This window comes from Nonomuraea sp. K271 (assembly GCF_009908215.1).
In the GTDB taxonomy this organism is placed as follows: Bacteria; Actinomycetota; Actinomycetes; order Streptosporangiales; family Streptosporangiaceae; genus Nonomuraea; species Nonomuraea longispora.
In genome coordinates this window covers 1-13,718 of the sequence record NZ_JAAAHR010000085.1, presented here as the reverse complement: position 1 = coordinate 13,718, position 13,718 = coordinate 1, and the positions used below count along the sequence as shown (strand labels likewise).

Annotated in this window: 12 protein-coding genes; 8 read left to right on the top strand and 4 right to left on the bottom strand. The window is 71.9% G+C overall.

The window, feature by feature from the left end; translation table 11 throughout:
• Nucleotides 1–61 precede the first annotated feature (61 nt).
• Nucleotides 62–319 (top strand): hypothetical protein, encoded by a 258-nt coding sequence (locus GUY59_RS26435; protein ID WP_132630644.1) that lies wholly within the window; start codon nucleotides 62–64, stop codon nucleotides 317–319.
• A gap of 15 nt (nucleotides 320–334) precedes the next feature.
• Here GUY59_RS26435 and GUY59_RS26430 read toward each other — a convergent pair whose 3' ends face one another.
• Nucleotides 335–934 (bottom strand): histidine phosphatase family protein, encoded by a 600-nt coding sequence (locus GUY59_RS26430; protein WP_138204027.1) that lies wholly within the window; start codon nucleotides 932–934, stop codon nucleotides 335–337.
• 68 nt (nucleotides 935–1,002) lie between these two features.
• Nucleotides 1,003–2,484: an alpha/beta fold hydrolase gene (locus tag GUY59_RS26425; protein ID WP_138204029.1), complete on the bottom strand. Its 1,482-nt coding sequence runs from the start codon at nucleotides 2,482–2,484 to the stop codon at nucleotides 1,003–1,005.
• A gap of 214 nt (nucleotides 2,485–2,698) precedes the next feature.
• On the opposite strand from GUY59_RS26425, the gene GUY59_RS26420 reads away from it, so the two are divergent.
• The 5 genes from GUY59_RS26420 (at nucleotide 2,699) to GUY59_RS26400 (ending at nucleotide 7,184) form a co-directional block, all read left to right on the top strand.
• Entirely contained in the window at nucleotides 2,699–3,556 is an 858-nt protein-coding gene (locus GUY59_RS26420; RefSeq protein ID WP_138204031.1) for a Gfo/Idh/MocA family protein, read from the top strand.
• Between the two features lie 199 nt (nucleotides 3,557–3,755).
• The gene (locus GUY59_RS26415) at nucleotides 3,756–4,730 is read left to right on the top strand and encodes an ABC transporter substrate-binding protein (RefSeq protein ID WP_138204033.1); all 975 of its coding nucleotides are present in this window, start codon (nucleotides 3,756–3,758) and stop codon (nucleotides 4,728–4,730) included.
• A gap of 2 nt (nucleotides 4,731–4,732) precedes the next feature.
• Nucleotides 4,733–5,767, top strand: coding sequence for a FecCD family ABC transporter permease (locus tag GUY59_RS26410; RefSeq protein ID WP_171055501.1), 1,035 nt, complete (start codon nucleotides 4,733–4,735; stop codon nucleotides 5,765–5,767).
• Nucleotides 5,764–6,537 (top strand): ABC transporter ATP-binding protein, encoded by a 774-nt coding sequence (locus GUY59_RS26405; RefSeq protein ID WP_138204035.1) that lies wholly within the window; start codon nucleotides 5,764–5,766, stop codon nucleotides 6,535–6,537. Before GUY59_RS26410 ends, GUY59_RS26405 begins: the two co-directional genes overlap by 4 nt.
• Nucleotides 6,534–7,184, top strand: coding sequence for an adenosylcobinamide amidohydrolase (locus GUY59_RS26400; protein WP_138204037.1), 651 nt, complete (start codon nucleotides 6,534–6,536; stop codon nucleotides 7,182–7,184). Before GUY59_RS26405 ends, GUY59_RS26400 begins: the two co-directional genes overlap by 4 nt.
• 329 nt (nucleotides 7,185–7,513) lie before the next feature.
• On the opposite strand, the gene GUY59_RS26395 is transcribed toward GUY59_RS26400, so the two are convergent.
• Both GUY59_RS26395 and GUY59_RS26390 read right to left on the bottom strand, forming a co-directional pair.
• Nucleotides 7,514–9,175, bottom strand: a complete 1,662-nt coding sequence (locus tag GUY59_RS26395; RefSeq protein WP_138204039.1) for a hydantoinase B/oxoprolinase family protein — start codon at nucleotides 9,173–9,175, stop codon at nucleotides 7,514–7,516.
• On the bottom strand, nucleotides 9,172–11,196 hold the full coding sequence (locus GUY59_RS26390; protein ID WP_138204042.1) for a hydantoinase/oxoprolinase family protein: 2,025 nt from the start codon (nucleotides 11,194–11,196) through the stop codon (nucleotides 9,172–9,174). Before GUY59_RS26390 ends, GUY59_RS26395 begins: the two co-directional genes overlap by 4 nt.
• Nucleotides 11,197–11,302: 106 nt before the next feature.
• Here GUY59_RS26390 and GUY59_RS26385 point away from each other — a divergent pair, with 106 nt between their 5' ends.
• The gene (locus GUY59_RS26385) at nucleotides 11,303–12,766 is read left to right on the top strand and encodes a zinc ribbon domain-containing protein (RefSeq protein ID WP_138204044.1); all 1,464 of its coding nucleotides are present in this window, start codon (nucleotides 11,303–11,305) and stop codon (nucleotides 12,764–12,766) included.
• The coding region (locus GUY59_RS26380; protein ID WP_161714712.1) for a serine/threonine-protein kinase at nucleotides 12,766–13,718 on the top strand (953 nt) is incomplete at its 3' end. The genes GUY59_RS26385 and GUY59_RS26380, both read left to right, overlap by 1 nt.

Here is a 13,718-nt window from a genome sequence, read left to right as displayed (position 1 = left end):
TTAACGGCGGCGAGCCGGAGGCGTAACGGCCCCGCCTCCCGCCCGGGCCAGGATCGGGACCATGCTCGACCAGATGACGCTGTACCCGATCGCCGACGACGTGTTGTTCGCGCCGGGCGGCAAGGTCGTGATCCGCACCTACGGCGTGGCACCCGCCGCCGCGGGCGCCGCCGTCTCCTACCGGACGTGGGTGACCGGCATCCGCGACCAGCCGAGGTACTGGCACTGGGGCCATTTCGAGGACGCCGCCGCGGGGCACCGCAGGGTCCTGGAGTGGCTCACGGGGCGCGGCCCGCGACCTGCCCAGGTGCCGGCCTGAGCGCCGGCGTGCCGGTCAGGCCGCCTGGAAACCGTCGACCGGGGCGTTCCACGCCATGAGCACCGGCTCGGCGTGCTCGAAGCCGAGCCGCGAGTAGGTGCCCGTGTCGAGCTTGAACAGCCTGCCCTCGGCTGGGCCGAGCCCAAGCCAGCGGGCGGCCAGGACGCGCAGGAAGTGACCGTGCGCCACCAGCGCCACCCGCCCCTCCGCGGCGCGGGCCCGCTCGATCACCCGGTCGGCGCGGGCGGCGACCTCGGCGGCGCTCTCGCCCGGGTGCTCCGCGTCGCCCGGGATCACCCCGTCGCGCCACAGGTACCAGCCGGGACGGCTCTCGCGGATCTCAGGGGTGGTGATGCCCTCGTAGCCGCCGTAGTCCCACTCCCACAGGTCGGCGTCCACGTCGTAGCCGTTGAGCCCGGCCAGGTCCGCGGTGCGCCGCGCGCGCTGGGCGGGCGAGACCAGCACGAGGCCGAACTCGCGGCCCTTGGCCAGCGGCGCGAGCGCCCTGGCCTGTTCCTCGCCGTCGCCGGTCAGCGGCAGGTCGGTGCGGCCGGTGTGCTTGCCCGCCTTGCTCCACTCTGTCGCGCCGTGTCGCAGCAGCAGCATCTCGTCCATTGCTCCATCATCCGGTACGGCCGGCCGCGGCCCGGCGGCAGGTCGTGACCGCGGGCGGGCCGTAGGGATCAGTGCAGCGGGCGGCCCGTCGGCGACAGCAGCCGGCGCTCTGCCTTGGCCGAGGCGGACGGCTGGTCGGGGTACTCGGCGGCGCAGCGCGTGCCGCGCGGAGGCAGCACCAGGCTGGTCAGGTACTTCTCGATGTGCGCACGGGCGCAGGTGCTGTTGCGGTACTGGCCGTGGCCCACGCCGTCGTACTCGAGGACCGTGGTCCGCGGGATCTGGCGGGCGGCGCCGTAGTTCCACGCCGCCGGGGTGCCGACGTCGTGGCGGGCCTTGGGCAGCAGGGCCGGCGGGTTGCCGGTGATGTCCAGGCGGTGCTGCGGGTTGGACACCTTGCCCTGCCAGTTCAGGCAGACCAGCACGTCGGACCAGAACGGCGACAGCTTGGTGTGCGGGTAGAGCCGCTCCAGACGCTCGCGGTAGCGGTCGAGCTGCTCGAAGCCGCTGACCTCCCACTTCCAGTCAGAGCACCAGATGGCCGGGTAGGCGTAGTTGACGGTTTCCTGCTGCTTCCTGGGCTCCGCCGTGCGCGCCGTCGCTTCGCCGTCCGCGAGCGCCTTGAGGCGGCTCGCGAGGTCGAACCAGCTTCCCGCCGGGTCGTACATCGCCTCGAACAGCGTCACGCGCAGTTGTTCCGCGGTGATGGGCTCCCCGGTCGCCGGGTCGTCCAGCCGGCCCGCGGCGGCCCGGTCGTGCAGTCCGTCCCACAGTCCGGTGACGTTCTCGCCGTTCAGCGCGCACGCCGGCGTCCTGCCGCACCAGCCTACGAACGCCTTGAACGAACCCTCCAGGTCCTCGGTCGTCGTCTGCAGGTAGCGGAACACCGATGTGATGCTGTGGTCCATGTTCGAGTCGATGGCCATGGCGCGGAGCCTGCCGGGGAACAGCTCGGCGTACTGGTGGCCGACCTGGGTGCCGTACGAGAGGGCGAAGAAGCTGATCTGCCGCTCACCGAGCACGGCGCGGATCGAGTCGATGTCGCGGGCGGCGTTGGTGGTGTGCACGTGATCGAAGATCGCGCCGGTGTGCTCACGGCAGTCCTTCGACAGTTCGGCGTTGTAGTCGAGCCACGCCCGGTACTCGGCCTCGTTCGCCGGGTAGGTGGCCGGGGACTCGTTCACCACGTCCGCGCTGCACCGCACCGGGGTGCTGCGGCCGATGCCGCGAGGATCGAGGCTGACGAGGTCGAAGTACTGACGCATCGCGCTGTCGGGGGTGATGGCGCCGTTGAGAATGAACGGGCTGATCCCGGAGCCGCCGGGGCCGCCGGGATGCACGATCAGCACGCCGATGCGTTTGTCCGGTTCAAGTGCCTTCAACCGGCCGATCGCCAGGTCGAGGGTGGGGCCCGAGGGTTTGGCGTAGTCGACGGGCACCTTGATGGTGGCGCACTCGCCGCCGATCTCGCCGCATGCCGCCCAGTCGATCGGCGCCGGGGCGGCGCTCGCGGGCGCCGCCGCCGAGGTGCTGACGAGTAAACCCGCCATAGCTATACACAAGAGGCTTTTCAGCACTAAATCCCGCCTTGCCGCGTTGGCCGCGCTCTTGCCGCGGTGTGGGACGATGGACGGCGATCATGATAGGCAGCGCCGAGGCGAAAAGGCGTTCAAATCGGTTTTTGCGGCGCAAGAGAGCGCTTGCAGGTTCAATATGGGGATTGATGTCCAATATCGTGAGGTTTGCGAAGACTTAGGGGGGCGCATGGAGCCGGTGGCGGTCGGGCTGGTCGGAGCGGGGCCGTGGGCGAAGATGGCGCACGTGCCGATGCTCACCAGAGGGCCGCACACGCGGCTGGCCGGGGTGTGGGCCCGCAGGCCCGAGGCGGCCGCCAGGTTCGGCGCTCCGGTGTTCGAGCGGGTCGAGGAGCTCTTCGACGCCTGCGAGGCCGTCGCGTTCTGCGTGCCGCCGGCCGTACAGGCCGAGATCGGCGTGCGCGCCGCCCGCGCGGGCAAGGCGCTGCTGCTGGAGAAGCCGCTGGCCGACTCGCTCGGGAACGCCGAGCGCCTGGCCGCCGCCGTGGCGGAGGCGGGCGTCGCCTCCCAGATGGTGCTCACCATGCGGTACGCCACCCAGACCCGGATCTTCCTCGCCCGTTGCGCGGAGATCGAGGCGTTCGGCGGCCACGCCGCCAACATCTCCGGCGCCCTCCTCGGCGACCACCACTTCGCCACCCCGTGGCGGCTCGAACGCGGCGCGCTGCTGGACGTCGGGCCGCACGTCATCGACCTGCTGGACGCCGCGCTCGGCCGGGTGAGCGGCGTGCGCGCCCACGGCAACCCGCTCGGCTGGACCGGGCTGCTGCTGGAGCACGAGAACGGCGCCGTCAGCGAGGCGTCCCTGTGCATGACGGCGGTCGGCGACCTGCCCCCGTCGTCGTTCGCCGTGTACGGCCGCACCGGCAACGCCGTGCTGCTGCCGTTCGACGACGACCCCCTGGAGAACGTGGCCGCGGAGTTCGCGGAGACCGTGCGGAACGGCGGCGGGCACCCGCTCGACGCCGCCCACGGGCTCCGGCTCCAGCGGATCATCGCCGAGGCGGAGGCCCAACTCACCCCTTGACGCCCGGCGCCGCAGGGGGATTGATAGCGTTTGTCCGACGCGCAGCGTTGCAGCGAAGTCCGGTGCGAATCCGGCGCTGTCCCGCAACTGTCATAGCCAGGTCGCCTGCCGCTGCGCCGACGTCATCAGCCCTCGTGGAAAAGGGTGATCCGTCGCTCCAAGCGGGTCTCTCGGTTCCGACAGTGTGAAAGGACTACTCGTGAGGCCCGTACGAACGGCCTTCGCGGGCGCGCTGCTGGGAACGCTCGTCCTGGCCGGCTGTGGCCAGGCCGGCACGACCGCCACCCCCTCCTCCGCCCGCGCGTCCTCAGCCTCCTCCACCTCCTCCACCTCCTCAGGGGAGTTCCCCGTCACGATCGAGGCCGGCAACGGCCAGGTCACCATCGGCAAGAAGCCGGAGCGCGTCGTCTCCCTGTCGGCCAGCCACACCGAGACGCTCTTCGCCGTCGGCGCGGGCCCTCAGGTCGTCGCGGTGGACGACCAGTCGAACTACCCGCCCGAGGCCCCGAAGACCGGCCTGTCGGGCTTCAAGCCCAACGTCGAGGCCATCGTCGCCGAGAAACCCGACCTCGTCGTGGTCTCCGACGACCTGAACAACATCGTCGCCGAGCTGGGCAAGGTGAACGTGCCCGTCCTGGTGCAGCCCGCCGCCACCACGCTCGACGACACGTACGAGGAGATCGTCGAGCTCGGCGCCGCCACCGGCAACAAGGCCAAGGCCGAGGAGGTCGTCTCCGGCATGAAGACGGCCATGGACAAGCTGGTCGCCGAAGCGCCGAAGGACAGGAAACTCACCTACTACCACGAGCTGGACCAGACGCCGTACGCGGCGACGTCCGAGACGTACATCGGCCAGATCTACGGCATCTTCGGCCTCACCAACATCGCCGACAAGGCGCCCGCGTCCGCGGGCGGCTACCCCAAGCTCTCCGCCGAGTTCGTCGCTCAGGCCGACCCCGACCTGATCTTCCTGGCGGACGTCAAGTGCTGCGGGCAGAGCAAGGAGACCCTGGCCAAGCGGCCCGGATGGAAGAACCTGTCGGCCATCAAGAACGACCAGGTGATCCAGCTCGACGACGACATCGCCTCCCGCTGGGGGCCGCGCGTCGTCGACCTGGCCGAGGCCATCGGCGCCGCCGTGGCCAAGGCGGGCCCCGGGGACGGCACGAGCTGACTGTGACGACGCAGGCACGCCCGTCCAGGGCCAGACCCGCCTGGGTGGCGAGCGCCCTCGGCGTGCTGGCCGTCTCCATGGTCGCCGGGCTGCTCGACGGGGCCGCCGACATCTCGCCGTGGCAGGTCGTGCTCCAGGCCGTGGACTGGCTGCCGTTCGCCCACGTCGACTCGGGGCTCGCCCCGGTCGAACAGGGACTGCTGTACGAGCTGCGGCTGCCCCGCGTCCTGGTCGCCGCCGTGGTCGGCGGGCTGCTGGCCATGGCGGGGGCGGGGTACCAGGGGGTGTTCCGCAACCCGCTGGCGGACCCGTATCTGCTGGGCGCCGCCGCGGGGGCTGGGCTCGCGGCGACCGCGGTGATCGTGCTGCTGCCCGCCGCGGAGGGCAGCGTGCCGATCGCGGCCTTCGCCGGGGCCGTCGGCGGCGTGTTCCTGGCCTACACGCTCGGCAACACCGCCGGGCGCGCGGGCGGCACCGCCACGCTGGTGCTGGCCGGGGTGGCGGTCACGTCGTTCCTGACCGCGATCCAGACGTTCGTCCAGCAGTTCAAGGTCGAGGAGCTGCAGCGCATCTACGCGTGGATCCTCGGCGACGTCGGCGGCGGGTGGGACCAGCTCTGGCTGGTCCTGCCGTACGCCGCCGTCTCCGCCGTCCTGCTCCTGGTGCACGGGAGGATGCTCGACGTGCTGTCCGTGGGCGACGAGGAGGCCACCAGCCTCGGGGTACGGGCCTCCAGGGTGCGGTTCACGGTGCTGCTGGCGGCGTCGCTGGCCACCGCCTCGGCCGTGGCGGTGAGCGGGCTGATCGGCTTCGTGGGCATCGTCGTCCCGCACGTCGTCAGGCGGCTGGCGGGCGGCTCGTACCGCAGCGTGCTGCCGCTCTCGATGATCGGCGGCGCGGCCTTCCTGGTGCTGGCCGACCTCGTGGCCCGCACCGTGCTGGCGCCCGCCGAACTTCCGATCGGCGTGGTGACCATGTTCGTGGGGGCGCCGTTCTTCGTCGGCGTGCTGCGCATGACCAGGCGGGCGGTCACTTGATCGGGGCATCGGCCGTCTCCGTGCGGCTCGGCGGGCGTGACGTCGTCGCCGACGTCGGGCTCGACGTGCACCGCGGCGAATGGCTGGCCATCATCGGGCCCAACGGCGCCGGCAAGTCCACGCTGCTCAAAGCGGTCATGGGCCTGGTCGCGCACCGGGGCGAGGTCACGATCGACTCCCGGCCGGCCGCCGCGCTCAAGCCCCGCGCGCGGGCCAGGCTGGTGGCGTACGCGCCGCAGTCCCCCGCCCTGCCGCCTGACATGTCGGTCTTCGACTACGCGCTGCTCGGGCGCACCCCGTACATCCCCTACCTCGGCAGGGAGAGCGGGCACGACCGGCGCGTCACCGCCTCCGTGCTCGACCGGCTCGACCTGACGGAGCTGGGCACCCGCCGCGTCGGCGAGTTGTCCGGCGGGGAGCGGCAGCGTGTGGTGCTGGCCAGGGCGCTCGCCCAGGAGGCGCCCGTGCTGCTGCTCGACGAGCCGACGACGGCGCTCGACCTCGGGCACCAGCAGCAGGTGCTGGAGCTGGTCGACCGCCTGCGCAGGGCCGACGGGCTGACGGTCGTCACCACCCTGCACGACCTGACCGTCGCGGGACTGTACGCCGACTCCCTGCTCCTCATGGCCGAAGGGCGCGCGGTCGCTGCGGGCAGGCCCGCCCAGGTGCTGACCGAGGCGCTGGTGGGACGGCACTTCGACGCCCAGGTGAAGATCGAACGGGGACACGACGGGCGGCCCGTGGTGCATCTGGTCAGAGGAGGACCGTGAAGCTGACGTACCGGGTGGAGGAGGGCGCCAGGCTCGGGTCGTTGTTGTGGGAGTTCGGGCCCGGGTGGCGGATGATCTCCTCCGCGATGCTGGGCGGCGGGATCGGGACGCGCGCGTGGGTGCTGAACGCGCAGGTCGTGGCCGGGTACGCGCGCATGGACCCGGCCGAGCACCTGCGGTCGTTAGGCCCCGCGGGCGGCGGGGTCGGGATGATGACCGCCGCGTCCGTCGACCGCTACGCGCGTGCCGCGGACGGTGGCGTCGAGGCGGTCGCCACCGTCGGGCTGCGGGTGCCGACCTGGGCCGCGGCCCCGGAAGGCACCGAGGACCCCGAGCTCGCGCCCATGCGGGCGGGCACGGTCAACATCGTCACCGTGCTGCCGGTGGCGATGACGGACGCGGCCCTGGTCAACACGGTCGTGACGGTCACGGAGGCGAAGACGCAGGCGCTCATCGAGGCCGGGTTCCCGTGCACGGGCACGGCCTCCGACGCGGTGTGCGTGGTCGTGCCCGCGCACGAGAACTGCGGTGGTCCGCAGGAGGTGTTCGGGGGGCCGCGCTCGGAATGGGGGGCACGGGTGGCGCGGGCGGTGCACCGGGCGGTCCGGCGCGGCGCCGAGGAGTGGCGTCCCCGTCGCTCCAAGTGAGGAGTTTCGGGGAAGTGGCATGTGGGCGCGGGCGAGGCTCCCGATACCGGGCGGGTGACCGCAATGGCGACGATCGAACCGAAGAGCGGAACGGCCGCGCAGGAACCGACCACGAGGCGCACGGTTCTCCCGGGTGCGCCGCCGTTCACCGTCGACGACCTGCTCGAGTTCCCCGACGACGGGAACCGATACGAGCTCTTCAACGGGAGCCCACTAGTGAGCCCTGCCCCCACGCTCCTACGCGGGACCCGCCGTTCACAAGGCCGGAAACACGGTGACCCTGCCGGCGCCCTTCTCCGTGACCTTCGACCCCGCCCAGTCGATGCGTCTCAGAGGCTGAACCCGTAGTCCTCGGCCGCTCCTCGGGGGGTGACGCGCCCCGCCTCGAGGTCACCCAGGATCGCCTGCCTGTCCCGTTCGCCCGGCGGGCCGATGCCGCCCCCGCCCGTCGTCTCCACGATGAACGCCTCGCCCGCCGCGAACCGCACGTTGTTGACCTTCGACGCCAGGCGCTCGACGGTCCCGTCGCGATGACGCTTGAAGAACCCGCCCAGCCGCCCCGGCAGCCCGCCGTCGCGGCCCGGCGGCGCCAGCCGGAGCCGGTCGCCGCGCGTGGTGACGTGGCAGCCGGCCAGGAAACGGTAGACGGTGCGCGATCCCAGCCCGCCCCGGTGGCGTCCCGGTCCGCCCGAGTCGGGGATCGTCTCGACCGACTCGACGATCAGCGGGCAGCGGCTCTCCACCGGCTCGGCCTGCGGCACCGAGTTGCGGCCGATGCCGAAGTGCACGCCCGTCGCGTCCGGCCCGTCCAGATCCTGCCGGGCGCCTACCCCGCCGAAGTCGTAGGAGAGGTGGATCCAGTACGGCGCGTCCACCGCCGCGATCGAGAACGGCTGCAGGATCCCGCTGGCCGCGATGGCCCGTTCGGGCACCGCGTCCGACATGGCCTGGAAGACGGCCTCCATGGCGGCGTAGATGGGGACGTACCGGCCGCCGCAGGGGTAGGGGGAGCGGGCGTTGAGCAGGGAGCCCTCGGGCAGGCGCACGTCGATGGCGCGCAGGCAGCCGTCGTTCATGGGGATCGACGGGTCCAGGAAGCAGCGCAGCGCGAAGACGGCGGCGGCGAGGGACTGGGAGGCCGAGGCGTTGATGGCGGCGGGGACCTGCGGGCCGGTGCCGGCGAAGTCGAGCACGGCCCGCTGGAAGCCGAGCGTGACGGCCACGCGAACGAGATGTGGTTTCTCGGGATTCATACCGTCGTCGTCGATCGGGTACGACGCCTCGAACCGCCCCCGCGGCAACTCGGCCAGCGCGGCCCTGGTCACGGCCTCGGTGTGGTCCAGGTAGGCGTCGACGCCGTCCGCCAGGCCCTGCTCGCCGTACTCGCCGATCAGCCTCTCCAGCCGCGCCGCCGCCACCGCCGTGCCGGCCACCAGCGCCCGTACGTCGCCCATGACCTTGTCAGGGGTGCGGCTGTTGGCCTTCAGCACGGCCTCCATGGCCGGGTCGATGCCGACCTCCGTGGCCAGGCGCACCGGGGGGAGTCGCAGGCCCTCCAGGAAGATGTCCGTGGCCAGCGGCGCCATCCCCCCGGCCGAGAGCCCGCCCAGGTCGGACACGTGGATCATCGTGGCCGTGAAGTAGGCGGGGACGTCGTGGACGAAGACGGGACGGTAGACGAGCAGGTCGTTGGTGTGCACGCCGCCCCGGTAGGCGTCGTTGAGCGCGTACACCTCGCCCGGCCGCATCGTCTCCAGCGGGAAGTCCTTGACCAGTTCGGGGAGCGCGGTCCTGAGCGCCATGCTGTTCATGAGGGTGGTGGCCATGGACTGGGCGATCAGGCGGCCCCCGGCGTCCAGAACGGCGGCGGAGGCGTCGGAGCCCTCCACGATGAACGTCGAGTACGCCGCGCGCACCACGACGATGCTCGCCTCCTCCGCCGCGACGACCAGGGCGTTCCTCAGCACCTCCGCGGTGAGCGGGTCGGTCATGGGAGGCTCCTGGTCAGGTGCACGGCGCGGGACCCGGTGAGGGCGGCGCTCCAGCCGGGCGGCACGACGATCGCCGACTCGGCGTCCTCGACGACGGCGGGGCCGCGCAGGCCCGCGCCCATGGTGCTCCTGGTGTGCACCGGCACCTCCACGTACCCGTCCGTCTCGGGAAAGTACGCCCGCCGCACCCCGGCGCCCGCGTGGTGGGCCTGTGTGTCGGGTGGCAGGTCCTCGTACCTGTCGCCGTGCGTGTCTTCGGGGGGCATGGTGACGCGAACGCGGTAGCCGACCAGTTCGATCGGCCCCGGCTGGGTGAAGCCGTAGACCTCGGCGTACCGCTGGAAGAAGCGGGACTCCAGCAGTGCGAGGTCGGCGCTCCACGGAACGGTCAGGTCGTGTGCCTGACCCTGGAAACGTACGTCCACCGACCGCGACACCCGCACGCCCGGCGATCCGGGTGAGACCCCGAGGTCCGTGGCCGCCTCCGAGGCGAGTGCGGCGAAGACCGCCTCAGGGTCGGGCGCGTCCAGGCGGGACAGGACACGGTCCGTGGAGAGTTCGCCGGACAGCAGCCCGGCGGCCGACGCCACCCCGCAGTACGGCGGCACCACCACCGTGCCGATCCCGAACCGCTCCGCCACCCGGGCCGCGTGCGTGGGCCCCGCGCCGCCGAAGGCGACCAGGGCGAAGCCGCGGGGGTCGATCCCGCGCTGGACGGTCACCACGTGCACCGCCGACGCCATCGAGGCGCTGACGATCTCGTGCACCGCGTACGCCGCCCGCTCCCGTGGCACGCCGAGCGGCCCGGCCAGCCGGTCGAGCGCCTCGCCCGCGAGCCCGGGGAAGAGCGGGATCGAGGCGGAGGAGAGGTAGCCGAGCACGAGGTTCGCGTCCGTGACGGTCGGCTCGCGGCCGCCCAGGCCGTAACAGGCGGGCCCGGGGGAGGACCCGGCCGAGCGCGGCCCCACGCGCAGCGCGCCCGCCTGGTCGAGCCAGGCCACGCTGCCGCCGCCGGCCCCGACCTCGGCCAGGTCGATGGCGGGGGTCTTGATGGGCACGCCGGTGCCCGCCCGCCGCCCGCCGAAGCTGCCCTTGCCGCCCACGTGGAACTCGTGGGTGATCTCGGGCCGCCCGCCGCGTACGACGCACGCCTTGGCCGTCGTGCCGCCCATGTCGAACGAGATGGCGTCCGCGAACCCGGCGCCGGCCGCGGCCAGCACTCCCGCGGCGGGGCCCGACTCGATCGTGGCGACCGCCCGCCGGGCGGCCAGCTCGGCGGAGATGACGCCGCCGCTGGACTCCATGACATGGATGGGCGCGTCGATGCCGATGCCGGCCAGCCGTTCCCGGAGCCGCGACAGATAAGAAGCCATCAATGGACCGATATAAGCGGACATGATGGTGGTGGTGGCGCGCTCGTACTCCCGGATCTCCGGCCAGACGTCCGAGGATGTCACCACGTTCTTCACCGACTCGCGCAGGATCGCCGCCACCTGCCGCTCATGCGCGGGATTGGCGTACGCGTGCAGCAGGCACACCGCCGCCGACTCGATGCCGCGCCGGGCGATCGCGGCGGCGGCCCCCCGTACCGACCCGGGGTCCAGCGGCGTCAGTACGGTGCCGCGCGCGGAGATCCGCTCCACCACCTCGAAACAGTCGCCGGGGGCCACCGGCGGGGGCGGCGGCGTGAACCGGAGGTCGTAGCGGTCCTCCTCGACCCGGGCGTAGCGGCCGAGCGGGATGGTGGCGCGAAAGCCCTGCGTCGTGACATAGGCGACCCGTACGCCGGTGCGTTCGAGGACCGCGTTGGTGGCCAGCGTGGTGGCGTGCACCACGCGTTCGACCTGGGCGGGGTCACGGTCGCCGAGTGCGCGCGTAACGCCGGCGAGGATTCCCGCGATGGGGTCGTAGTGGGTGCTCAATACTTTGGCCACGGCCAACGTGCCGCGCCGGCTCTCCTTGGCGCGAAGGACCACGTCGGTGAACGTGCCACCGACGTCGACGCCGATCACGAACCCCATCCGCGTACGTTATGTCCCCGAGCAAGCGCTTGTCTACGTGGTCGTCTATTGACTTACGGCACCCGATTGGGACGCTGGTCCTAATCCTGCGGTTTGGAGCGGAGAGATGGCGCGCCTCAGAGCTCTTGCCAGTGGCGTCGCGGCGGCGCTCGTGCTGGTCGCGATACCGGTCGCCGCACACGAGCACCCGAGCGGGATCACCGACCTGGTGAGCCCGGCCGTGGTGCGGCTGGAGGCCGTGTCCCACGTGGAGATCACTCTGCTCGACCACGTCGGCCGGCTCAAACATGTGGAGCGGTCCTACGACTTCCCGTTCGCCGAAGGCACGGGCACCGTCATCAACCCCGACGGGAGCGTCGTCGCGCTGCGCCGCCTGGCGGTGAACGACGACGACGTCGCCGTACGCGCGGCCAACAAGATCTTCGCCGAGCACCACGACGTCGAGATCCCGGATGACGACAAGGAGCACAAGCTCTCCGACGACCTGCTCGACCGGCACCTGCAGGACTGCTATCCGCCCAAGAGCGAAACGGCCACCTGCATCATCAACGTGACCACGGAGATCACCGCCTTTCCCAACGTGTCGCCGGCCAGCGCCGACGGCTACCAGCTCAAGCTTGCCAAGGCCGGGCCGAAGCCCGACAGCGCCGCCGTGCTCGTTCCGCTCGACCCGGTGACGGGAAGCGTCGGCATGCCCACCGCGCCGCTCGCGGACAAGGTGCCCGAGCAGCAGGGCGCGCCCACCAGCGTGGCCGGATTCCTCGGCCGTCCCGGCCCGAAGACCACCCACACCGTCGAGATCGCCCACCTCGGCAAGGGCGGCGCGTCGGGCGAGACCGGCCGGCCCTTCGCCGACCCGGAGAAGAAGGTGGACGAGCCGGTCAAGCTCGGCGGGCTGGCCGACAAGGGCATGATCGGCGCGCCGGTCATCGGTGACAAGGACGGCCACGTCATCGGCCTGCTCGTCGGCGGCGGCGAGGAGGCCAGGATGATCGGCGTCAGGGAGATCACGAAGATCCTCACGGAGGCCGGGGTCGAGGCGCGCAGGGGCGCGATCGACACGGCGTTCGAGGCGGCGCTGACCCGCTACCACACGAAATACTTCACGGAGGCGGCGCCGGGATTCCAGCGGGTGCTCGAGCTCTACCCGGGCAACGTGGTGGCCGAGGAACTGCTCAAGACCTCGCTGGCCAAGCGGGGCGGCCCCGAGGACCAGGGCACGCGGGAGGCGGCGGCCGAGCCGGCCGGCTCAACGCCGCTGTGGCCGTTCCTCCTGGCGGCCGCGATTCTCTTCGTGGCCGCGGGCGGCGGGGCGTATCTGCTGTGGCGCCGCCGCGCTCCTGAAGGGGTGACACCACCGACACAGCCGCTCGCGGCCGGTCCACCGCCCGACGACGGCGCCCACCAGACCGTGGTCGTACGGCGCTCCCAGCCGTTCCACGCAGCTCCGCAGCAGCAGCAGGTGATGACCGCGCCGGATCCGGCGATCAAGTACTGCACCTCGTGCGGTATGAAGCTCGGCCCCGCGCATCGTTTCTGCGGCTACTGCGGCCACCCCACCGAGACGTGATGCACGTGAACGAAAGATCGCTCATCGGCCAGGAGGTGGCCGGCTACTACATCGAGGACATCGTCGGCAAGGGCGGCATGGCCGTCGTCTACCTGGCGCTCGACCCCCGGCTGAGCCGCCGGGTGGCGCTGAAGATCCTTAACCCGGTGCTCAGCGTCGACGACCGGTTCAGGCAGCGGTTCATCCTGGAGTCCAGGACGGTCGCCAGCATCGAACATCCCAACATCATCCCGATCTACGAGGCGAACGCCGACGCCGACGGCGTGCTCTACATCGCCATGCGCTACGTCGACGGACTCGATCTGCGTCGCCTCATCTACGACCGGGGGCCGCTGCCGCTCGGGCCGGCCAATCGGATCTTCGCCCAGGTCGCCGCCGCGCTCGACGCCGCCCACGCGCACGACCTGATCCACCGCGACGTCAAACCGGCCAACATCCTGCTGGCCGGTGACCACGTCTACCTGACCGACTTCGGCATCACCAAGCACCGCTCGTCCATCTCCGGGCTGACCCAGACCGACCAGTTCATCGGCACACCCCGCTACATGTCGCCCGAGCAGATCAACAAGGAGCACATCGACGGCCGCTGCGACCAGTACGCGCTGGCCTGCGTGGTCTACGAGGCGCTGTCGGCGCGGCTGCCGTTCCAGCGTGAGAACGACATCGCGCTGCTCTGGGCCCACCTGGCCGAGCAGCCGACGCCCCTGTCGCAGCTCAGGCCCGAGCTGCCGCCGCAGGTCGACGCCGTGATGTCGCGCGCGCTCGCCAAGGCGCCCGAGCAGCGCTACGCGACCTGCGCGGAATTCGCGACCGCGCTGCGCGAGGCGATCACGGGGCACCAGGACGATCCCCTGGGGTTCCCCGCGCCGGGAGGCTCCTCGATGCCGAACCTCGTGCCCCGCCCCGCGCCGGGCTCGGGCCCGCACCCCGTACTCCGGCCGGGCCGCCACGC

Excerpts from the sequence above, each read along its gene's own strand:
- GUY59_RS26395 (WP_138204039.1), bottom strand. The coding sequence starts at position 9,175 with ATGACCGACCCGCTCACCGCGGAGGTGCTGAGGAACGCCCTGGTCGTC.
- GUY59_RS26420 (WP_138204031.1), top strand. The coding sequence starts at position 2,699 with ATGGAGCCGGTGGCGGTCGGGCTGGTCGGAGCGGGGCCGTGGGCGAAG.
- GUY59_RS26435 (WP_132630644.1), top strand. The coding sequence starts at position 62 with ATGCTCGACCAGATGACGCTGTACCCGATCGCCGACGACGTGTTGTTC.
- GUY59_RS26390 (WP_138204042.1), bottom strand. The coding sequence starts at position 11,196 with ATGGGGTTCGTGATCGGCGTCGACGTCGGTGGCACGTTCACCGACGTG.
- GUY59_RS26425 (WP_138204029.1), bottom strand. The coding sequence starts at position 2,484 with ATGGCGGGTTTACTCGTCAGCACCTCGGCGGCGGCGCCCGCGAGCGCC.
- GUY59_RS26385 (WP_138204044.1), top strand. The coding sequence starts at position 11,303 with ATGGCGCGCCTCAGAGCTCTTGCCAGTGGCGTCGCGGCGGCGCTCGTG.
- GUY59_RS26430 (WP_138204027.1), bottom strand. The coding sequence starts at position 934 with ATGGACGAGATGCTGCTGCTGCGACACGGCGCGACAGAGTGGAGCAAG.